We start from the raw sequence: 20,987 nt of genomic DNA, 5'->3' as shown, positions 1-20,987 counted from the left end.
TACGTTACTAAACTCCGTGCCGGAACGCAGGAAGCGCGGCAGCAGCAGGATGTGATGGTCCTGTTGCTGCCGCGCTCCTGACGGCTTGCCGGTTCCTGGTTAGCGAACGCCCACGAGGTCAACCACGAAGATCAAGGCTTCGTTGGGTGCAATTGCGCCACCGGCGCCACGGGAGCCGTAGGCCAGCTCGGAGGGAATTTCGAGGCGGCGGCGGCCGCCTACCTTCATGCCCAGGAGGCCCTGGTCCCAGCCCTGGATGACCTGTCCGACTCCCACGCGGAAGTCGAGCGGTGCGCCACGGCCCCAGGAGGCGTCGAATTCCTCGCCGGTGGACCAGGCTACGCCCACGTAGTGGGTGGAGACGGTGTCTCCGGCCTTGGCTTCGCGGCCGTCACCTTCGATGAGGTCGGTGATGACGAGTTCCGTGGGGACATCGCCCTCGGGGAAGTCGATTTCGGGCTTCTGGCGGTCAAAATCGCGCTGTCCAAAAGACATGGTTGCTCCTTGGTGTTTGGCAGATGATGTGCTGCTGGTGGATGCCGCGGCGAGGGCCGGGCCTGTTGCCATTGTTGCTACTTGGCTCCGAGGATGTCCACTACGAAGACGAGGTCGCCCTTGGCTTCGCCCTGGCCGGCGTCGCCGTAGGCCAGGTCCTTGGGGATCACCAGAAGGACGCGCGAGCCTACGGTTTTGCCTGCGAGGCCCTGCGTCCAGCCCTTGATAACGCCGGTAAGCGGGAAGCTTGCCGGTTCGCCGCGGTCGAAGCTTGAGTCAAATTTCGTGCCGCCCACAAGGGTGACGCCAACGTAGTTCACCGTCAGGGTGTCAGATTCCTTAACGGTGGCGCCCTTACCCTTGATCAGGTCCTGGGAGATAAGCGCGGCAGGCGCGGCAACACCTTCAGCGTTAATCTCGGGGATGCCGTCCTTCTCGGTGACTGTAGGCAGGCCGGCCGGCGGGGTCACTGTCTCGCCTTCGGGCTTCTCCAGGACAGGGGTTACGTCAGAAGCGGAGAGGACCTTGATGATCAGGAGCTGCGTGGGCTGCGCTGCGGGTGACGGGCTCGGGCTGGCGCCGTCGGAGGGGCTGGGGGCGGCTGCACTCTGCTGCCCGGGCACGGCGAGGGCAAGGCTGGAGCCGACCTTGGCGCCAACAAAGGCGTTGTAGATCACTTCGCTGCCGGTCTTCAACTCCTCGTTGAGTTCCAGCGGCTCGGGCTCACTGGGGAACGTGTCCTCCAGCGTCGAGCCATCCGCGCCGTTCAGGGCAAGGATGGAGATGTTGGCGATCTGGTTCGCCTTCACGGTGTCGCCGTCACCCTCGGTGACCACTTTGATGGTGGGTTCAGTGACTTCGAGCGGCTTGGCGAATTCCACGCCGGGAGCTTTTTTGTCCCCGTTGTCGGTCAGTTTGAGGGAGTCGAACTTCGCAGTCTCACCAGCGGACTTGCTGGTGAGTTCCGGCTCCGCAGTTGAACCACCGCAGGCGGTCAACAGCAGCAAAGCGGGAAGAAGGAGTGCTAATAGTCGGCGCACGTGAAAGAACTTTCGTCGGGGCAAGGTGGAGGCGGTGATCCGCAACTCGGCGGGCGGCACCGCGGCAGGCCCTCAAAAGGGGCTTTATCCAGAATAGCCCCTGAAGCTGGGTGTCAGCCCATAGAGTCGAGAAGGGCATCCACTCGATCGTCGACGCTGCGGAACGGGTCCTTGCACAGGATGGTCTGGTGGGCGCGGTCGTTCAGTTTCAGGTGAACCCAGTCCACGGTGTAATCGCGGCCCAACTCCTGCGCCCGCCGGACAAAGTCACCACGAAGCTTAGCGCGGGTGGTTTGGGGCGGCGCGTCAACTGCATCCTTGACTACTGTTTCGTCCACAATGCGCCGTGCCGCCCCCCGGGACTGCAGCAGGTAGAAGAGCCCGCGGCCGCGGGAGATGTCGTGGTAGGTCAGGTCGAGCTGGGCTATCCGGGGTGCGTCCAGGCCAAGGCCGTGCCGTTCCCGGTAGTTGTCCATCAGCTTCTTTTTGATGGCCCAGTCAATCTCCGTGTCGATGCTTCGGGTGTCGCCGCTTTCGATCGCCTTCAGCGTTCGCTCCCAAAGGTCGAGGATCACAGGAACGTGGGGGTTGTGGGCGCCGTTTTCCCTGACGAACGCTGTTACTTTTGTCAGGTACTCCTGCTGGATCTCCAAAGCTGTGAGCTGGCGCCCGTTGGCGAGCCGGACCAGTGCACGGCCGCTGAGGTCGTGGGAGATTTCGCGGATGCTGCGGATGGGATTTTCCATCCGCATGTCCCGCATGATGACCCCGGCCTCGATCATTCTCAGCACCAGATCCACTGTGCCCACCTTCATCAGGGCGGTGGCTTCAGACATGTTGGAGTCGCCAACGATCACATGGAGGCGGCGATAAAACTCGGCATCCGCGTGCGGCTCATCACGGGTGTTGATGATGGGCCGGGACCGGGTGGTGGCTGAAGAAACCCCTTCCCAGATGTGGTCTGCACGCTGGGAAAAAGCGAAGGTTGCCCCGTGGGGGGTCTTCAGGATCTTTCCCGCACCGGCGACGAGTTGCCTGGTGACCAGGAAGGGGATCAGGATTTCGGCCAGCCGGGAAAACTCACCTCTGCGGGGAATGAGGTAGTTTTCGTGGCTGCCGTAGGAGTTCCCGGCGGAGTCCGTGTTGTTCTTGAACAGGTAGACGGTGCCGTTGAAACCTTCAGCTGCCAGGCGTGCCTGTGCCTCGTCCACGAGGTCGTCGAGGATCAGCTCTCCGGCACGGTCGTGGGCGATCAACTGCGCAAGGTCGTCACACTCGGCCGTGGCGTACTCGGGATGGGATCCCACGTCGAGGTACAGCCTGGAGCCGTTCGTGAGGAAAACGTTGGATGAACGGCCCCAGCTGACCACCTTCCGGAAGAGATAGCGGGCCACCTCCTCCGGGGCAAGAGGCCTCGAGTCGGGGCTGGAATAGGAGATTCCGAATTCCGTTTCGATGCCGAAGATTCTCTTGTCCATCTCTCCTCCTAGGCCAGCAGTGCAGTGATATCTGCGTCGTCAAGCCGGCGGAAGGCGCGCCGCGAGCCCCGCGAGTTCTCCGACGACCTGTCCAGGACGGCCACTTCCACAGCCTTCGCGGGCAGTGCCTTCGGCTGCTCACCGGATTCGGCGGCCGGAACCAGCGCGCCCATGGCCAGGCGCAGGGCGTCGGCAAAGCTCAACGAACTGCGCCAGCCTTCCTCGATGGCCGCGGACACCTTGTCTGCCTGCCCGCCCATCACTACAAACTGGTGTTCGTCGGCGATTGAACCGTCGAAGGTAAGGCGGTAAAGGTGGTCCTCCGCCTGGGTGGGGCCTACCTCGGCTACTGCGAGTTCAACCTCGAACGGCTTCTGCTCGGCAGTGAAAACAGCGCCGAGGCTTTGTGCGTAGACGCTGGCGAGGCCACGGGCCGTGACATCCTCGCGGTCATAGGAGTAACCCCGGACGTCGGCGTACCGGACGCCTGCCTGCCGAAGGCTTTCGAATTCGTTGTATTTTCCGACGGCGGCGAACGCGATTTTGTCGTAAATTTCGCCGATTTTATGCAGGGATGGCGATGGGTTCTCGGCCACGAGCGCAATGCCGTCGGCGCAACTGATGACGGCAACGGACCTGCCCCGGGCTATCCCTTTCCGTGCGAAATCCGCGCGGTCCTTCATCAGCTGTTCGGGCGATACGTAAAACTGCTGCGTCATCTCAGGCCTCCCGTCCGGCGCTGGTGCGGGCCTCGATGACATCAGTGGCAGCCGCAGCCAGCACGTTCTCAGCCACCCGCCGTGCCCCGGCGCGGTCCACGGTGTAGATGACTGGCCACAACCGCCGGACCGTGTCCGGTCCTCCGGTGGCCGAATCGTCGTCGGCCGCGTCATAGAGCGCCTCGACGGCGACAGAGACTGCTTCCGCCTCACTGAGGTTTGGCCGCCACAGCTTCTTCAGGGCTCCCCTGGCGAAGACGGACCCGGAGCCGACTGTATGGTGTTCGTGTTCCTCGTACCTGCCGCCGGTGACGTCGTAGGAGAAAAGCCTTCCCACCCCGGCGCTGGTGTCGAACCCGGCGAAGAGCGGCACGACGGCGAGTCCCTGCATGGCGAGGGGGAGGTTGCCGCGGATCATCGCTCCGAGCCTGTTGGCTTTGCCTTCCAGGCTGAGGAGGGTGCCCTCGATTTTTTCGTAGTGTTCCAGTTCCACCTGGAACAGGCGGGTGAGGTCAATCGCTATCCCGGCAGTGCCGGCGATGCCCAGAACCGAGTACCGGTCAGCGGGGAAGACTTTTTCGATGTGCCTGCTGGCAATCACGTTGCCCATGGTGGCCCGCCGGTCCCCGGCCATCAGCACACCGCCGGCGTAGCTCATGGCCACAATGGTGGTGGCATGCGGAACCTGCAGCGGTGCGCCGCCTGGCGCACCGGCCTGGACTCCCCTGTTGTAGGGCAGGAGTTCGGGCCGGTCCCGCTGCAGATGTTCCGTAAAGGACGAGGTGGCGTTGGCGGCTACCTGGTGGGCGGTTGATTCCTGCACTCATGCACTCCTTGAACGTAATTCTTCAACGTCGGTACAGATTCCGGCCGTCCGCGGCTTCCGCCACCTGCCGGGTCCGGGTTACTGACCGCCTTTTTGTACGAATGCGCGCACGAACTCCTCGGCGTTCGATTCGAGCACTCCGTCGATCTCGTCGAGGAGGTCGTCCACGCCTTCGGTTGATGCTGATGCCTGCGCTTCGGGCGGCGCGGGCGGGGCCTCGGGAATGTCCTCGTCGACCTGGCTGTCGCGCGATTGCGGCTGCTGCTGCTCCTGGCCTGCCATCGTTACCTCTCCCTTTCCTGCCGCCGGATCCGGCGGATCCTCCGATATGCCCATCCTGCCACGATGCAGGCCGTCCGGCGCGGTTTACGCCGCAGGCGGAGCCGTATTGTGTCCCAGGAGTTCCGCGAGGAACGGGCCTGCTTCCCGGTAGCGCTGGAACAACGCTCCGGTCAGGGCTTTGGTTCCCCGGAGCGGTTCCCTGGTGGGCACCCGTTGAAGCCTTCCGTATCCGGGGACGTCGAAGATCACGGAGTCCCAGCTGGCCCCCACCACATCCTTGCCGAAGGTGCTGATGCACTTTCCCCGGAAGAACGCACGGGTGTCCGCCGGTGGCTCGCCCACGGCAGCGGCGATGGCGGCGTCGTCGACAATCCTGTCCATCCGGTTCCTGGCGAGGAACCTGTAGTACAGGCCCTTCTCCGGCCTGATGTCAGCCCACTGCAGGTCAATAAGGCCAAGCCGGGCATCATTCCACTCCAGCGAGTCGCGGTCCCGGTAACCCTCAAGGAGTGAAAGCTTGGCCAGCCACTCCACCGAACTGGCCGCCGCGGCCCTGTCGTTGTCCAGTTGCGTGAGGACAGTGGCCCAGCGCTCCAGGACGTGATGGGTGTGTCCGTCCCCGTCGACGGCATCGCCAACACCGGTGTCCTGCGCCAGCTTTGCCGCCGCTTCGTGGTAGATCCACTGGAGGTCCAAGGCCGTCACCCGCCGGCCGTCCAGCAGCCGCATCGTCGCGGTGAGGGACGTATCGTGGCTCACTGCCTGCAGGGCGGCAACCGGCTCGTAGACCTCGATTTTCGGGGCGAGCCCCGCTTCGATCAGGCTGAGGACCATCGCCGTAGTTCCGAACTTGAGGTAGTTGGAGACCTGGCTGAGGTTGGCGTCGCCAATGATGACGTGCAGGCGCCGGTATTTATCTGCCGTGGAGTGCGGCTCATCCCTGGTGTTGATGATGGGGCGCCGGATGGTGGTTTCCAAACCCACTTCGGCTTCGAAGAAGTCGGCGCGCTGGCTGATCTGGTAGCCGGGAGTGGAAGCGTCCTGGCCAATTCCCACCCTGCCGGACCCGCAGAGGATCTGGCGGCTGATGAAAAAGGGCGTCAGCCCGCGGACAATGTCTCCGAAGGGAACCGAGCGGGGCATGAGGTAGTTCTCATGGGACCCGTAGGACACCGATTTGTTGTCGGTGTTGTTCTTGTAGAGATTCACCGGCGGCAGGTCCGGGTCAGCTGCCAGGCGACGGACGGTGGCCAGGGCAACGAGGTCACCGGCGGCGTCCCACGTGACGGCGTCCCGGGGATTTGTCACCTCGGGGCTTGAATACTCCGGATGGGCGTGGTCAACGTACAGCCTGGCACCATTGCCCAACACCATGTTCATCAGGAGAGTGCCGGACTCGTCCTGCCCGTCGAGCTCCAGTTCCTCCCTGCCATAGGCCAGCGCCACTGCCTCCGCGTCCAGCACTGGCGGCTGGTCAGTCAGCTGGCTGGGGTGGGCAGAGCTCCGGTCCACGGTCCAGCCCCTCGCGTCATGGAGGGGCTCCTCGTCCGTATAGTCCCACCGCGTTTCCGCTCCGCCCGCCGCGCGCTGGCGGGTCACCTGGGCGTATGCCTGGACCACCCGTGCGCTCATCATGGTGGCGTTGGCCGTCGGGGCGGACGGTGCATGGATGCCGTATTCGGTTTCTGCTCCCATCACCCGCATGGCCCCGCCCGCGGGGAGGGCGCCCCCGGCGGCCGGCTCCGGCGCAGCCGTCACAGATACTGCCCTGTGGTCGGCATTGTTTCAATGGACTTTCCGGGCTCCTGGCCGGCCTTGCCCTGGACGATGGTGCGGATGTAGGTGATCCGTTCGCCCTTCTTGCCGGAGATCCTGGCCCAGTCGTCCGGGTTTGTGGTGTTGGGCATGTCCTCATGTTCGCGGAATTCATCCACCACTGCCCTGAGCAGGTGCTCGATCCGCAGCCCCTTTTGCTGCGTAGTCAGCAGGTCCTTGATGGCGTACTTCTTGGCGCGGTCCACCACGTTCTGCACCACGGCACCGGAGTTAAAGTCCTTGAAGTAGAGCATTTCGGTGTCACCGTTGGCATAGGTGACTTCCAGGAACTCGTTGGACTTGTCCGTGGAGTACATGGCTTCCACCGTGCGCTGGACCATGGCATCCACCGTGGCCTGCACGTCGCCATCGTGCTCGGCGAGGTCAGACTCGTGGAACGGCAGATCGGTAGTGATGTACTTGTTGAAGATGTCCGCAGCGGCCTCGGCGTCCGGGCGGTGGATTTTGACCTTGACGTCCAGCCGGCCGGGGCGAAGGATGGCCGGGTCAATCATGTCCTCGCGGTTGGACGCGCCGATCACGATGACGTTGTCCAGCCGCTCCACGCCGTCGATCTCGCTCAGCAGCTGGGGCACGATGGTTGTTTCGACGTCGGAGGAGATTCCGGTGCCGCGGGTGCGGAACAGCGAATCCATTTCGTCGAAAAACACCACGACGGGGCTGCCATCTGACGCCTTTTCACGGGCGCGGGAGAAGATGAGACGGATGTGGCGCTCTGTCTCGCCGACGTACTTATCCAGCAGTTCCGGGCCTTTGATGTTCAGGAAGTAGCTTTTCAGGTCCACGTTTCCGGAACGTTCGGCGGCGCGGGCAGCGAGGGAGTTGGCGACAGCCTTGGCAATGAGGGTCTTACCGCAGCCGGGCGGGCCGTACAGCAGGATGCCCTTGGGCGCCTTCAGGCCATGTTCCCGGTAGAGGTCCGGGTGCAGGAACGGCAGTTCGACGGCGTCGCGGATTTGCTCGATCTGAGGTCCCAGCCCGCCGATGTCCTCATAGGTGATATCCGGGACTTCCTCCAGAACCAGGTTTTCAACCTCGGACCGGGGCACCTTTTCGAGTGCGTACCCGGTTCTTGAGTCGATGGAGAGGGCGTCGCCTACGCGCAGCTTTTCGGCCAGGAGCGCACCGGACAGCCGGACCACACGCTCCTCATCGGCACGTCCCACCACGAGGACACGGTCGGAGCCGAGCATCTCCTTCAGGGTGGCCAGCTCGCCTGCCCGCTCGTAGCCGAGTCCGGCCACGATGAGGAGCGCCTCGTTAAGAAGGACCTCCTGGCCCACGGCCAGCTGGTTGATGTTCACCAGCGGGCTGATGCCAACACGCATTTTCCTGCCGGCGTTGAAGATGTCCGCTGATTCTTCCGTGGCCGCCTGACCGCTGCTGCCCGGGGAGGGCTGCCTGCGCGGGTTCAGCTGAAGGATGGTGCCGAAGCTGTAAGGAGGTTGTCCTTCCTGGTCCAAGGCGTTCTTGAGCCGGAGAATCTCGGCCTTCGCGGCTTCGAGCATCGTGACCAGCTTGGAATTGTTCTGCGTCGCCGCAGCCAATTGGCGGTCAATGTGCCTGAGCTTGTCCCGGAGGATGTTGACCTGGCGGTCCGCAACCGAGAGGTCGTTGGCGGCAGACTGCTCTGCCGGTGTACGTCCGGAGTCCTGGTTTGGCGTCTCCATGATGTATCAGCCCCTTCCTGCGCTTCTATTAAGACCTTAGTCCCAAGATGGCAGGTAAGGAGGGAGACTCCCGAAATATGGACTAGTTCGTGACCTCCGGTGTGTCCTTGACGTTCGTGCCCGCGATGGCATCGCGGGCGGCGCGCCGAAGCTTCTTGTCCGAAACCAGCCGCTCCCCCACGGCACCCGGCGTCCAGGCGTTGACGTCCTCGTCGTTGAAGTCTGTCTTTGATGGGCGCCGCTTGGTGGAGATGCCGGTGACGCCGTCGGCCAGCCGGCGTGTGACCAGCAGGAAGCCGGTGTGGGCCACCATGCGGTGGTCGGGGCGGACGGCGAGGCCCTCCAGGTGCCAGCCGCGGACCATGGATTCCCAGGCGTCGGGCTCCGTGAACCGGCCGTCGGCGCGGATGGCCTCCGCCGTCCGGGAGAGCTGGGTGACAGTTGCCACGTAGTTGATCCACACGCCGCCCGGCGCAAGGACCGTGGCCACAGCATCGAGGCACTCCCAGGGTGCGAGCATGTCAAGGACCACGCGGTCTACCGAACCGGGGGCCTCAGTGCGTACAACTTCCTCCTGGAAGTCCCCCAGGGAAATCTGCCATGCAGGGTGCGGGCCGCCAAAGATCGTCTCGACGTTTCCGCGGGCGATGTCGGCGAACTCTTCACGCCGTTCGAAGGAGTGCAGGTAGCCGTTGTCGCCCACGGCCCGCAGCAGCGAGATGGACAGTGCGCCGGAGCCGACGCCCGCTTCCACTACCCGGGCGCCGGGAAAGATGTCCGCCATGGTGACGATCTGCCCGGCGTCCTTTGGGTACACCACAGCAGCGCCGCGGGGCATTGACAGGACGAAATCCGAGAGCAGGGGGCGCAGGGTCTGGTACTGCTGGCCGACGTTGTTCACCACTACCGAACCGTCGGGCTTGCCGATGATCTCATCGTGGTTCAGGAAGCCACGGTGGGTATGGAAGGCGCCGCCGCTTTCGAGGGTGACCGTGTTCATGCGTCCCCGCTCATCGGTCAATTGGACACGTTCGCCCTCACGGAAGGGTCCACGGCGACGGGCAGCGCCCACCGGCTGCGAGCCGCTGGCGGCAACACCGGACTGGGCTGCTGCTGTGGCTTCGTTGACGGCAGTTTCGCTGCTCATGATTTTCCTCGCTCCTGTAAAACTGTTGTGCCCCGCGGAAACGTCCCTTAGGACAGTGTGGCTTCTGCGGCGGCAATGCACGACCGGCAGGTAACTCTACCGGTTCCGGCCCTGCGGTTGCCTACCGGGTTGCCGGCTCTTGCCGGTTATGGCTGACAGCACTGCGTCCTGGGAGAGCAGCCCGGTGACCCTGCCGTTGTGGTCCACCACGGCGTAGTCCCGCCCTTCGAGCTGGGAGAGGAAGTGGAGGAGTTCCTGTCCTTTGGACCACTCCGGCACGTAAGCGCCCGCGGCAAGGGCATAGGAAACAGCGGTAATGGGAGTTGCCGCGGCCGCCGCAGCTGGAACCGATGCCAGGGCGGAAGGATCAACCACGGCCTCCGGGCGTCCGTCAAGGCCGCAGACCACCACCGCTGTTGTGCCCGGAGCGCCGAGGCGAAGGGCGTCCTGGACTGAGGAGGTGGCAGGCAGCCCGGTGGCCGGCGTTGACAACCCTGCGGCGCTTACCAGGTGAAGCCGCCCGCGCAGCGTGCCCTGCTGGATGGAAGCCGAGGCGCCCATCCATAGGAATCCGGCCACCAGGACAGTGATCATGAGCAGGCTGAAGTCGGGCGCGTCACCGGCCAGCAGCGGCCGCAGGATAAACCAGTAGCCGATGGCAACGACGATCAGGCGTCCGCCCCATCCTGCTGCCACGGTTCCCTTGGCCTGGCTGCCGGTGGCTTTCCACACGGCGGATTCCACCAGCCTGCCCCCGTCCAGCGGAAGACCCGGCAGTACGTTGAAGATGGCGATGAGGAAGTTTGCCCACATGAAGATGTTTGTGAGGATTTCGGCGACGCTGCCCAGTGCGGCGCCGCTCAGCAGCAGCCAGGCACCTGCGGCGAGGATGAAATTCGCGGCCGGGCCGGCAAGGGCCACCAGGACGGACCGTCCGGGGGTGGCGGTGAAGCTTTCGAACTGGGTGTGCCCGCCCCAAAGGTTGAGCACAATTTTTTGGGTTGGCCACCCGTAAATTTTGGCGGTCAGGGCGTGGGCGAGTTCGTGCACCAGGACCGAGATGAGCAGCAGGACCGCATAAGCGAAAGCGACGACGTAGGCGCTGGCACCCAGGGCCGGGTTGCTCCGGTCAAGGACTGGTCCGTAAACGATCACCGTGAAGGCGGCGATGAGGAACCACGAATAAGCGAGGATTACAGGGACACCGGCAATCCTGCCCAAGGGAATTCCTTCACGGCGGGCCGGAGGTGCTGCCTCAGTCATGGGCAGCCACCGGAATTCCCGCCGGTACTGCAGCAGACGCTACTGCCGCGCGGGCCGTCACCAGGTCCTCCAAATCAGCCAGGGAGCGTCCCGCCAGGGATTCCCACAGCGTGTACCGGCTGTCCTCAGGCAGCGGAACAATGTGGGGAATGGCAATGGTTGCCACCCCGGACGCCACTGCCGCCGCCACGCCCGGTTCCGAATCTTCCAGCGCCACACAGTGGTGGATGGCAAGGTCCGGGTCCTCTTCCTGAAGGAGGTCCACCGCTTTCAGGTAGGCCTCGGGGTGCGGCTTTCCCTGCGACACGGTATCCCCCGTGACCACCACCTCGAAGTACGGCCGCGGCAGGCTGGCCACCACCTCCCGGGCGAGCGGCCCTTCAGACATGGTGACAAGGGCGCACCTGACACCAGCCAGGTGAAGGTCTTCCAGGAGCTCCCGGGCACCCGGACGCCACGGCACACTCTTCCTGACGCTGGCCACCACTTCAGCGGTGAGGGTGTCGATGATCTGGCGGATCTCCAGATCGACGCCGGCCTGCTGGAGGAGGCCGGCAGAGAATGTCAGGGATTGTCCTACCAGCTGCATGGCCTGTTCTTGGGACCAGGTGCCCCCATGGGCCTCCACCAGGGCGTGCTCAGCCGCTATCCAGTAGGGCTCCGTATCCACGATAGTGCCATCCATGTCCCAGAGGACGGCTTTGAGCGGGGTACTGGAGGCTGGCAGTCGCATGCCCCCAGTCTACGGGGACAGTCTGGACGGGGGTTGTGGCTACGCCGTCGGCGAATACGGCGGGTTTGCTGCCGTCCGGCGGGATTAAGCCGCACTTTTCGGCGCTTCATTCAATGCAACACCCCGCTCCTTGGACGTAGGGTGAAGAAATGAATAGCTTCGAGGGAGACACCACCGAACCGGGTGCCGGACCTGCCCGTGAGCGGTTCCTGCAGCCGGTGGCTGAGGGGCAGCGAGTCACAGTGATGCTGGCCGCCTTTGAAGGCTGGAACGACGCCGGGGAGGCAGCAAGCGACTCACTTCGGTACCTTAACAAGCTGTGGGGCGGCAAGAAGGTTGCCTCCATAGACGCCGACGAGTACTACGATTTCCAGTTCACCCGCCCCACAGTGCGGAGGAACGCGGCAGGTGAGCGCAAGATCAAGTGGCCCTCCACCAGGATCTACAAGGCCAGCGCCCCGGGTTCAAACGTGGACGTCATTTTTGTCCAGGGAACCGAGCCGTCCTATAAATGGCGCGCGTACACTGCCGAACTCCTGGTGCATGCAGAAGCACTCAACGTGGACTACGTGGTGCTGGTGGGGGCCCTGCTGGCAGATGTTCCGCACAGCAGGCCCATTCCGGTGAGCACGTCCTCCGACGATGCGCCGCTGCGGGAACGCATGAACCTGGAAGCTTCTCAGTACGAAGGCCCGGTGGGAATTGTCGGAGTACTTTCTGAGGTCTCGCTCCTGGCAGGCATCCCCACGGTCTCACTCTGGGCCGCGGTTCCGCACTACGTGGCCCAGGCGCCGTCGCCCAAAGCGCAACTTGCCCTCCTGCACCGGATAGAGGAGCTGCTCCAGGTTCCGCTGGACACCCACGAGCTGGCTGAGGAAGCCGACGCGTGGGAGCGGGGCGTGGACGAATTGGCCACTGAGGATCCCGAGATCGCCGCCTACGTCCGCCAGCTTGAAGAGGCAAAGGACACGGCAGACCTTCCGGAAGCGACAGGCGAGTCCATTGCCCGCGAGTTTGAGCGTTACCTCAAGCGTCGCGGGCAGGACAGGCCGTAAGGCCCCGCCGCTGTGGCTGCCCGGTAAGGTTGGCCGCTGGAGCGGCCCCGGCAGGCGGCTTCGTCAGATGCGGATGCCAAGAAGGGCATCGACGGCGTCACGCACCAGTACCTGGTCCTCGCCGCTCGCGGGGCCAGCTGTCGAGTTGGCCTTGCCTGCCCAGCAAGAAACAGCCGCGACAGCCGCGGGAGCGTCAAGATCTCCAGCCAGCGCGGCGCGCATTTCCGCGATGAGGGCAGGGGCCGAACCGGCGGGAGCCTGGCTGAGTGCCTTGCGCCATTCGGCAAGGGCCGCTTTGGCAGCCTCAAATCCCTCGTCGGTCCAGGACCAGTCCGAACGGTAGTGGTGGGCCAGGATGGCGAGGCGGATGGCTGCCGGGTCCTCCCCTGCTGCGCGCAGCTTCGAAACCAGCACCAGGTTGCCCTTGGATTTGCTCATCTTTTCGCCGTCCAGTCCCACCATTCCGGCGTGGGCGTAGTGCCTGGCCAGCGGAACCCCGGCCAGTGAGAAGGCGTGGCCGGCACCCATCTCGTGGTGCGGGAAGATCAGGTCCGAACCGCCACCCTGCACGGTGAACGGCGCGGGCAGGTACTTCTGGGCAATGACGGTACACTCAATGTGCCAGCCCGGCCTGCCGGGTCCCAGGCTTTCGCCGGGCCAGCTCGGTTCGCCTTCGCGCTCCACCCGCCACAGCAGCGGGTCCAGCGCCTGGCGCTTCCCGGACCTCCCCGGATCACCACCGCGTTCAGCGAAGAGCTCCAGCATCTCGCTCTCCGAAAGGCCGGAAATCGATCCCAGGGACCACGCATCCGGCGAGGAGGATTGCTTGCCCGCCGCTTCGACGTCGTAATAAACGTCGCCGTCCGGCTCGCCGTTGATGCCCTGCACCTTGTACGCCAGCCCCAGGCTGACGAGCCGTTCCACCTCAGGCACGATCAGGGAGATGGATTCGACGGCGCCGATGTAGTGGTCAGGGGCGAGGACGTTCAGCGCTTCCATGTCCGTTTGGAAAAGCTCGATCTGGCTCGCCGCCAGGTCCCGCCAGTCAACCCCGGTGGCCGTGGCGCGTTCCAGCAGAGGATCATCAACATCGGTGACGTTCTGCACATAGGACACGTCATGGCCGCCGTCCCGCCAAACCCGGTTGAGGAGGTCGAACGCCACGTAGCTGGCGGCATGGCCCATATGCGTGGCGTCGTACGGTGTGATGCCGCAGACGTACATGGAAGGCTGGCCGTCTGTTTCCAGGGCAACCTCCCGGCCCACAGCGGTATCGAACAACCGGACGGCCGGCATGCTGCCGGGCACGTCGGGAACAGGGCGGGAGATCCAGGATTTCACAGGTCAAGCCTAGTGCTAGGCACTGATGACATTGAAACCGAGAAGAAGGTACAGGGCCAGGCCCAGCAAGATCCGGTACCAGACAAACAGGCGGTAGCTGCGGGTGGAGACAAACTTCAGGAACCAGCCGATGATGATGTAGCCCACCACCAGGGCGATCCCGGTGGCCAGCGCTGTTTCCGGCAAGCCATAGGGGCCGCTGATGCCTTCCCTGGACACAGTTTTGTAGAGCTGGAAGAGCCCGCTGCCGAATACCGCGGGTATGGCAAGCAGGAAGGAGTACCGTGCGGCGGCTTCGCGGGTGTAGCCCATCAGGAGGCCTGCAGTGATGGTGCCGCCGGACCTGGAAACGCCCGGGATGAGCGCCATGGCCTGAGCGAAGCCGTAGAGGATGCCGTGTTTGTACGTCAGCTTGCTGAGGTCCCGTTCCTGCTTGCCTACTGCGTCCGCGACGGCAAGGAACAGGCCGAACACGATCAGCATGGTGGCGACGATCCACATGCTGCGGAGCACTGATTCGATCTGGTCCTGGAACAGCAAACCCAGGACCACGATGGGCAGGCTGCCAAGGATCACGAGCCAACCCATCCTGGCATCTGGATCTTGCCTGGAAACTTTCCCGGCCAGGGAACCGGCCCAAGCCTTAACAATCCGGACAATATCCCGCCAGAAGTAGATGACTACTGCTGTTTCAGTGCCCAGCTGGGTGATGGCAGTGAAGGCTGCGCCAGGGTCCGCGGCGTTGGGCAGAAACTGCCCCACGATCCGCAGATGGGCGCTTGATGAAATCGGTAGAAATTCGGTCAGTCCCTGCACAAGGCCCAGCAGGGCCGCCTCAAACCAGTTCACGCTAAGACCCTACGGCATGGGCAGTGCCGGTTCTGCCCGTAAGCTTGCTGCTATGCAGCAGCGTTACGTCGGCAACAGTGGATTGCGAGTTTCCGCCCTGTCCCTTGGCACCATGTCCTGGGCCGGCGACACCGACGAACAGGACGCCTCGGAGCTGCTGCGAACCTTCCTGAATGCAGGCGGCCGGCACGTCGATACTGCTGCGTCCTATGCCGGCGGACGGTCGGAGGCAATGATCGGGTCCATGCTGGGCGATGTGGTTGCCCGCACGGAGATTTCCATTTCCACCAAAGCCGGATTGACCACGCCCGATGGCCGGCGCGGCGTGGACACGTCACGGAACGCAATGCTCACCGGTCTGGAGGCCAGCCTGGCAAGGCTGGGTACGGACTACGTTGACATTTGGTTTGCCCAGGCCTGGGACGGCAACGTTCCACTGGAGGAAACCTTGTCTGCGTTGGAGTACGCCGTCAGGACCGGCAGGGCGAGGTACGCCGGCGTGTCGAATTTCAACGGCTGGCAGGCGGCAAAAGCTGCGGCCGTCGCAGGGTTTCCCCTTGTGGCTGCCCAGGCCGAGTACTCGTTCCTGCAGCGCTGGCCCGAAGCAGAGCTGATCCCGGCCATCGAGGACGCAGGGCTGGGTTTGATGGCGTGGGCACCGTTGGGCCGTGGCGTGCTGACCGGTAAGTACCGTGGGAGTATTCCTGTCGGTTCCCGTGGAGCATCTGCCGGCGAAGCGGGTTACGTCGAGCCGTACCTTGACGGAAGAGCTTCCAGGACGGTTGAGGCTGTGTGCATGGCGGCAAAAGGACTGGGCCGGACCCCGCAGGATGTATCGCTGAGCTGGCTGCTGTCCCAGCACGGTGTGGCCACGGCGATTGTAGGCCCGCGCACGCCGGCGCAGCTGAAGGAAATTCTGGATGCCCAGCTGACGCCGCTGCCCCCGGAGATCGCTTGTGCCCTTGAGGACGCTTCAGCCCCTTACTAGGGGTTGGCCCGCGGCTCCGCGCCTGAGGCCCGCCGGGTCCGCGCGTTCAGTCAGACGTTGCGGTCCTCGACAATTTCGAGATCCTCGTCATCAACTTCGGCTTCCTCTTCTTCGTCGTCCTCGTCATCAAAGACCTGGAGCGGCGTGACCTCGTTGTAGGCCTCATAAAGTGCGTCCTCGTAGACTTCGAAAGCATCGGCGACTGCGAAAAACGCCGCCTCCACGGTGGGGTCCCCATCTCCGCGGCGGTTCGAAGCTGCTATAAGGTGTTCTTCCAAAGCGGTTGTCAAGGACTGAAGCGCGACACGCGGATCGATGCTCATGCCTTCACGTTAGCCGGAAAAGGACGAAAATGGAGAGCAAATGAAGGAACAATTTCTCACCAGCTCGGTCCAGCGGGAACGGGATTATGCCAGGCAGTACGAGTACCTTGTACTGACGGTCAGCCCTGTCGATTCACTGCACGAGGCCAGGCGGCGGCTGGTGGAACACTCCGAATACGGAAAGTGGGAGCTGCAGCGCAGCAAGCTGTACGTCGGCGGCGGCCGGCGGTTCTGGCTCCGCCGGCGTGTCATCCAGGTCCAGCGGACCGTCTAGGAAGTCAAGGCTCCCGCGGACCGTCCCCAACGGGATCCGGCCTGACACCTCTACTCCTCCAGCGGCCCAAGCCAGGCTGTGGCCACCGTGTTGTGGGCCGATTCGTCGTCCGAGGGATGGAACATGCCGGCGAGGACGTCCCGGTAAAGCCGTTCCAGTTCAGAGCCACTGAAATAGCTTGATCCGCCGCTAACGCGGATTGCGAGGTCAACAACGCGGCGGGCCGTTCCTGTTGCATTGACCTTCAGGCCCACGAGCTTCGGAAACCACTGCGGGCCATGGTCGGCGAGGGCATCGACGTCCGCAGTTACCGAGGAAAGCTGCGGATACAGGTTGTCCATAGCCATTGCGGCTTCCGCCACCTTCCAGCGGATGTCCGGGTCCTGGGCGTAGCTCCGCCCGCCGTTTTTGAAGGACGTCCGGCGCTTCACAGTTTCGACTCCTACTGCCAGCGCCCGCTCCCCCAGCCCGGTGTAGACGGCGGCCAGCAACGTCTCGAAGCACGCGAAGATAGCGAAGATCAGAGGATCGCGGTTTGGCCCCACAGGAAGCTTGCGGAAGATGCGGTCGCCGGGCACGTGGACGCCCTCCAGCACTGTCGTACTGGACTGGCTGGCCCGCATACCCAGGGTGTCCCAGTCGTCCAGGACGCGGTAGCCGGATGTTTCCCTGGAAATGAAGCCATGCACAAGTTCCCCGTCACCGCCTCTGGCCAACGGGTCTTTGCCGAAGATTCCCAGCCTGGTCCACGCGGGCGACAGGCTGGTGAAGATCTTCGTTCCCGTGAAGGTGTAGCCGCCGCCGGGCTGCGGCTCTGCCACCGTGCGGGAATCAAACAGGACCGAATCGTTCCCTGCTTCGGAGTTACCGAACGCGAAGACTTCGCCCTGGGCGGCTTCCTTGAGGACAAAGTCGAGGGAATCATCGCCACGTGCCTGAAGGACATGCGCGACGCCGGTCCACACCAGGTGCATGTTGACCGCCAACGCGGTAGCAGGCGCAGCCGTTGCCAGCCTCCGCTGGCACTGCGCCGCCGCTTCGAGCCCAAGTCCCTTGCCGCCGTCGGCCGCGGGGACGAAAAGCTTCAGGTACCCTGCGTCGGTGAGTTCCTGCAGGTCCTCGTGGAAGAACGCATTGTCCCTGTCGTATCCTGCGGCGCGGTCACGGATCCGTTCCAGAAGGGCGTCCGGCAATACGTCTTCCGGGGTCATGGTCCGGCCTCTCAGTAGTTGGTGAGCAGGGTATTGAGCACCCTGGCGCCGAATTTGAGGGAATCGGCTGGAACGCGCTCGTCCACGCCGTGGAACATGCCGGTGAAGTCCAGATCATCCGGCAGCATCAGCGGCGCGAAACCGTAACCGATAATGCCGAGCCTGCTGAGGGACTTGTTGTCCGTGCCGCCGGAGAGCGTGTAGGGCAGCACCTTCGCGCCTGGGTCCTCGGAGTGCAGGGCGTCGATCATGGAGTCCACCAGGTTTCCGGCAAAGGGCACCTCGAGGGACACGTCGTTGTGGACATAACTGACGTCCACCCCGGTTCCGGCCAGCTCCTTCACCTTTTCCAGGACGTGTTCCTCCTGCCCGGGCAGCGTACGGCAGTCAATGAGGGCCTCTGCGGATTCGGGGATGACGTTGTGCTTGTAGCCGCCCTTGACGAGCGTGGGATTGGTGGTGTTCTGCAGGGTTGCACCGACAAACCGGGCCACGGTTCCCAGCTGGTTCAGCAGGAGGTCGGGATTATCGGCGTCGAACTCCACCCCCGTGAGTTCGGTCACGCCGTCCAGGAACTGCCGGGTGGTGGGTGTCAGCTCAATCGGCCAGTTGTATTCGCCGATGCGGGTCACAGCAGCTGCGAGGCGGGTAACCGCGTTGTCGGTGTTAATCTGGGAACCGTGGCCGGCCCTGCCGTGGGCTACCAGGCGCAGCCAGGAGATGCCCTTCTCCGCGGTCTGGAGCAGATAGGTGCGCTGCCCGCCGATGGTTGCCGAAAATCCGCCCACCTCCGAGATGGCTTCGGTTGCCCCGTCGAAGAGCTCCGGCCGCTTGTCCACGGCGTAACGGGCACCGTATACGCCCCCGGCTTCCTCGTCAGCGAAAAAGGCAAAGACAATATCCCGCTTGGGCTTCCTGCCCGTGCGGGCAAAGCCCCGCAGGACGGCGAGGATCATGGCGTCCATGTCTTTCATGTCGACGGCGCCGCGGCCCCAGATGAGGCCATCCTTCAGTTCTGCTCCGAACGGGTCCACCGACCACTGGTCGCGGAGGGCGGGAACCACGTCAAGGTGGCCGTGCACCACGAGTGCGCTGGCGGAAGGGTCCTCGCCGGCCAGCCGGGTGACCACATTTGCCCGGCCCGGAGCGGACTCGAAGATCTCGGCCTCCATGCCCACTTCCTCGATGAGTCCGGCAGCGTATTCTGCCGCGGCCCGCTCCCCCGGCCCGGAACCGTCGCCGAAGTTGGAAGTATCGATGCGGATGAGTTCCTGGCAGATACGGACGACTTCATCCTCGGGCAGGACATCAGGCATTGAGGGCTCCTCACTGGAACAAGCAGTTTGCAGGGCTGAATAGCTGCCCTCAGCCTACCCACTTGGCCCGATTCGTTGTTCCCGGAAAGTTCGTGTTAGAGTTTTTCTCGCTGCTTCGGAGAAACGCGAAACGCTGAAAGGCGGAACGGTTCCCGAAATACCACCTGCGCGGGTGGCGGAATGGCAGACGCGCTAGCTTGAGGTGCTAGTCCTCGAAAGGGGGTGGGGGTTCAAGTCCCCCTCCGCGCACAAACGGAAGCCCCGGGAAATCACTGATTTTCCGGGGCTTCTTTGTGTCCCCACTAAGATTGACGTCTCCAAGGCTTTGGGCTGATGATTGAGGCCTAGGTTCAAGGCACAGTTACCCACTCATCTGTGAAATCGGAGAAGGGCGGTTCAGCGGGGCAGTTAATGGACGTGGCAGTTATCGTGCCTGTCTCTGTCTCGTACCGGACGCAGGCACTAACGGTACGTTGCTTGCCCCGCCAACCGCCGCTGGTCGTCAGATGCTTCCGGTAGTAGTGCTCCGTGTAGAAGTCGCCGTCGGAGTCCCAGCCGTGGGCGTAGTTACCGAAGATCGGTCTTTCAAGTAGCGAAGCGACCAAGCCCGTGTCGGCCGTATCCGTAGCCGCTGTGAACTTGGTGAACCAGCCCTTGCCCTCAACGGCCTGTTCCCGGATAGCACTACGGCCCATTTCCTCGATGCTCGGCGCGGCACATGCGGACACGGACAGCAACAGAGTGCCCGCTGCGGCGAGCTTCACGACACGTACCATTCTTCCCCCAACGAAGAGTGGGGCCCAGCCTACCTGTCATTGTTATGAGGGAGCCTGCGAGGTAGTTCAGTCCCTCTTGGTGGGCAACGTCATTTTCTCGTCCTACCGGAACGTGCCTTTCCCACCTGAAGCTGGGTCCCTCCCGGCTCTGGGGTTTCTTGACCTACATCTTCAAGTACCGGCAGAGCGTCGCCCTGGACCAGAACGGTCTTAGAAGTCAGAGGCCAGTAGAGTCGGTTCATGACATGGCGGTTGCCACATGAGTCTTAGCTACCCTCCGTGGACGTTGGCCGCGGTTTGCGTCATGGTCCCCGGACTGACACTGCTGGTGTTCAACCTGGCCGACCCTATAGTCCAGCTGCTGCCTTGGTACGCGGCTATTTACCTGTTGGTCGGGGCATGCATTTTCGGGCTCACGAGAAAGGCTCCCTCACTTCGGCAGGCCGTGGCGTTCCTGCTTCCCGGCACCCTGCTCGTGCCGCTGGCGCTGACGAACGTCGACTTCTGGGCTGGGGGCTGGCTGCTCGGACTCCCGGCTTGGGGGCTGCTGTTGACCCGGTGGACTCGGGAGAGCCCGCTCTCGGCAGTTCAGGTGCTTAAGTTCCTGGGGCTGCTGTTGCTGGGTATGACGATCTACACGCTGAACATCATGTACCCCTTCCCCAGCTTTGGCCTGTTCCTGCTACCCCTCATTCCCCTCATCAGACTGGCCACCGCGGAGTACCGGGCCAGGCCGCTGCAGGTCGGCGTTGAAATTCTCCTGGCTACCGCTGCAGTCGCATTCGCTATTCCCGCCCCGGAGGGTTCGTGGTCCTCGCCGTGGGTATACGCCGGAGGGGCTGCGACGGCAGGTCTCATGATCGCCTACTGGGCCTGGCGCCTCCCCCGGGGACCCCGGCATATGCAACTCAATAATGGTGCAGTCGTCTAGGTTCACCGATGCAGTTAAACACCCACACATTGGCGGCGAGTCCGCTACGAATACCCCACGGACTTGCGCACCCGATCCTAAGCCGGCTTCGTATTGGTCCAGCCCCTGCGAATGGCTATGAACGGGATGTAAGGCCGCGCTCAGCGAACGGGGCGCGCCATTCCGATGCCCGGTCGCCGGTCGCCGGATGAAGTGGCTGCTCGTAGTGGCTCACCCAAAACTTCGCCCGGAGGATGCGGAGTTTCAGCCGGGCCTTTTAGCGGCACGGTCCTAAGCTGTCGCCATGCACCCCTTAGTGGCGGTCGGCTTGGTGTTTTTTACCGCACTTGCCTGGATGGGCACAATACTCACCATGCTCGTGTTCCTTTCGAAAGCCCGACGGCGACCGCCGGCTGTAATCCGGAACGTGGAGATCCAAAGCTTCAAAAATAAAA

Annotated in this window: 21 protein-coding genes and 1 tRNA gene; 5 read left to right on the top strand and 17 right to left on the bottom strand. The window is 63.6% G+C overall.

Annotated features, from left to right (window positions below; translation table 11 throughout):
• Nucleotides 1-99: 99 nt before the first annotated feature.
• From AC5RT4_RS02860 to AC5RT4_RS02810, 11 genes are all read right to left on the bottom strand, one after another.
• Nucleotides 100-495, bottom strand: a complete 396-nt coding sequence (locus AC5RT4_RS02860) for an FKBP-type peptidyl-prolyl cis-trans isomerase (protein WP_104997974.1) — start codon at nt 493-495, stop codon at nt 100-102.
• A gap of 77 nt (nt 496-572) precedes the next feature.
• Nucleotides 573-1,535 (bottom strand): FKBP-type peptidyl-prolyl cis-trans isomerase, encoded by a 963-nt coding sequence (locus tag AC5RT4_RS02855; protein WP_494104804.1) that lies wholly within the window; start codon nt 1,533-1,535, stop codon nt 573-575.
• A 113-nt stretch (nt 1,536-1,648) separates the two neighbouring features.
• A complete protein-coding gene (pafA, locus tag AC5RT4_RS02850) occupies nt 1,649-3,013 on the bottom strand; it encodes a Pup--protein ligase (protein WP_494104803.1) in 1,365 nt (454 codons plus the stop codon).
• 8 nt (nt 3,014-3,021) lie between these two features.
• Nucleotides 3,022-3,732, bottom strand: a complete 711-nt coding sequence (prcA, locus tag AC5RT4_RS02845) for a proteasome subunit alpha (protein ID WP_494039702.1) — start codon at nt 3,730-3,732, stop codon at nt 3,022-3,024.
• A 1-nt stretch (nt 3,733) separates the two neighbouring features.
• Complete coding sequence (gene prcB / locus AC5RT4_RS02840) at nt 3,734-4,555, bottom strand: proteasome subunit beta (protein ID WP_494039701.1); 822 nt, start codon at nt 4,553-4,555, stop codon at nt 3,734-3,736.
• 81 nt (nt 4,556-4,636) lie between these two features.
• The gene (locus AC5RT4_RS02835) at nt 4,637-4,840 is read right to left on the bottom strand and encodes a ubiquitin-like protein Pup (protein ID WP_015937113.1); all 204 of its coding nucleotides are present in this window, start codon (nt 4,838-4,840) and stop codon (nt 4,637-4,639) included.
• 84 nt (nt 4,841-4,924) lie between these two features.
• Nucleotides 4,925-6,598 (bottom strand): depupylase/deamidase Dop, encoded by a 1,674-nt coding sequence (gene dop / locus AC5RT4_RS02830; protein WP_494039700.1) that lies wholly within the window; start codon nt 6,596-6,598, stop codon nt 4,925-4,927.
• Nucleotides 6,595-8,346: a proteasome ATPase gene (gene arc / locus AC5RT4_RS02825; protein ID WP_494039699.1), complete on the bottom strand. Its 1,752-nt coding sequence runs from the start codon at nt 8,344-8,346 to the stop codon at nt 6,595-6,597. The genes dop and arc overlap by 4 nt, the downstream gene beginning before the upstream one ends.
• Nucleotides 8,347-8,428: 82 nt before the next feature.
• On the bottom strand, nt 8,429-9,493 hold the full coding sequence (locus tag AC5RT4_RS02820) for a tRNA (adenine-N1)-methyltransferase (protein WP_494039698.1): 1,065 nt from the start codon (nt 9,491-9,493) through the stop codon (nt 8,429-8,431).
• A 96-nt stretch (nt 9,494-9,589) separates the two neighbouring features.
• Nucleotides 9,590-10,756: a site-2 protease family protein gene (locus AC5RT4_RS02815; protein WP_494039697.1), complete on the bottom strand. Its 1,167-nt coding sequence runs from the start codon at nt 10,754-10,756 to the stop codon at nt 9,590-9,592.
• Nucleotides 10,749-11,489, bottom strand: coding sequence for an HAD family hydrolase (locus AC5RT4_RS02810; protein ID WP_494104802.1), 741 nt, complete (start codon nt 11,487-11,489; stop codon nt 10,749-10,751). The genes AC5RT4_RS02815 and AC5RT4_RS02810 overlap by 8 nt, the downstream gene beginning before the upstream one ends.
• A 149-nt stretch (nt 11,490-11,638) precedes the next feature.
• On the opposite strand from AC5RT4_RS02810, the gene AC5RT4_RS02805 reads away from it, so the two are divergent.
• A complete protein-coding gene (locus tag AC5RT4_RS02805; RefSeq protein WP_494039695.1) occupies nt 11,639-12,544 on the top strand; it encodes a PAC2 family protein in 906 nt (301 codons plus the stop codon).
• Between the two features lie 63 nt (nt 12,545-12,607).
• On the opposite strand, the gene mshC is transcribed toward AC5RT4_RS02805, so the two are convergent.
• Nucleotides 12,608-13,885: a cysteine--1-D-myo-inosityl 2-amino-2-deoxy-alpha-D-glucopyranoside ligase gene (gene mshC, locus AC5RT4_RS02800; protein WP_494039694.1), complete on the bottom strand. Its 1,278-nt coding sequence runs from the start codon at nt 13,883-13,885 to the stop codon at nt 12,608-12,610.
• Between the two features lie 15 nt (nt 13,886-13,900).
• On the bottom strand, nt 13,901-14,734 hold the full coding sequence (locus AC5RT4_RS02795) for an undecaprenyl-diphosphate phosphatase (protein WP_494039693.1): 834 nt from the start codon (nt 14,732-14,734) through the stop codon (nt 13,901-13,903).
• A 52-nt stretch (nt 14,735-14,786) separates the two neighbouring features.
• On the opposite strand from AC5RT4_RS02795, the gene AC5RT4_RS02790 reads away from it, so the two are divergent.
• Nucleotides 14,787-15,722 carry an aldo/keto reductase gene (locus AC5RT4_RS02790; protein ID WP_494039692.1) on the top strand — a complete coding sequence of 312 codons (936 nt, stop codon included), beginning with the start codon at nt 14,787-14,789 and terminating at the stop codon, nt 15,720-15,722.
• A 50-nt stretch (nt 15,723-15,772) separates the two neighbouring features.
• On the opposite strand, the gene AC5RT4_RS02785 is transcribed toward AC5RT4_RS02790, so the two are convergent.
• Entirely contained in the window at nt 15,773-16,045 is a 273-nt protein-coding gene (locus tag AC5RT4_RS02785) for a hypothetical protein (protein ID WP_494039691.1), read from the bottom strand.
• 40 nt (nt 16,046-16,085) lie between these two features.
• Here AC5RT4_RS02785 and AC5RT4_RS02780 point away from each other — a divergent pair, with 40 nt between their 5' ends.
• Nucleotides 16,086-16,319: a DUF5703 family protein gene (locus AC5RT4_RS02780; protein WP_494039690.1), complete on the top strand. Its 234-nt coding sequence runs from the start codon at nt 16,086-16,088 to the stop codon at nt 16,317-16,319.
• 50 nt (nt 16,320-16,369) lie between these two features.
• Here AC5RT4_RS02780 and AC5RT4_RS02775 read toward each other — a convergent pair whose 3' ends face one another.
• Entirely contained in the window at nt 16,370-17,530 is a 1,161-nt protein-coding gene (locus AC5RT4_RS02775; protein WP_494104801.1) for an acyl-CoA dehydrogenase family protein, read from the bottom strand.
• An 11-nt stretch (nt 17,531-17,541) separates the two neighbouring features.
• On the bottom strand, nt 17,542-18,846 hold the full coding sequence (locus tag AC5RT4_RS02770; RefSeq protein WP_494104800.1) for a M20/M25/M40 family metallo-hydrolase: 1,305 nt from the start codon (nt 18,844-18,846) through the stop codon (nt 17,542-17,544).
• 166 nt (nt 18,847-19,012) lie between these two features.
• Between AC5RT4_RS02770 and AC5RT4_RS02765 the strand changes: the two genes are divergently transcribed.
• Nucleotides 19,013-19,095, top strand: a tRNA-Leu gene (locus tag AC5RT4_RS02765).
• Nucleotides 19,096-19,196: 101 nt separating this feature from the next.
• Here AC5RT4_RS02765 and AC5RT4_RS02760 read toward each other — a convergent pair.
• Complete coding sequence (locus AC5RT4_RS02760; protein ID WP_494039687.1) at nt 19,197-19,622, bottom strand: hypothetical protein; 426 nt, start codon at nt 19,620-19,622, stop codon at nt 19,197-19,199.
• A gap of 304 nt (nt 19,623-19,926) precedes the next feature.
• On the opposite strand from AC5RT4_RS02760, the gene AC5RT4_RS02755 reads away from it, so the two are divergent.
• On the top strand, nt 19,927-20,553 hold the full coding sequence (locus AC5RT4_RS02755) for a hypothetical protein (protein WP_494104799.1): 627 nt from the start codon (nt 19,927-19,929) through the stop codon (nt 20,551-20,553).
• Nucleotides 20,554-20,987: the final 434 nt, after the last annotated feature.

Source organism: Arthrobacter sp. sptzw42 (assembly GCF_059089685.1).
Note: the sequence above shows the minus strand (reverse complement) of the source record. Positions and strands in the feature narration are given on the sequence as shown.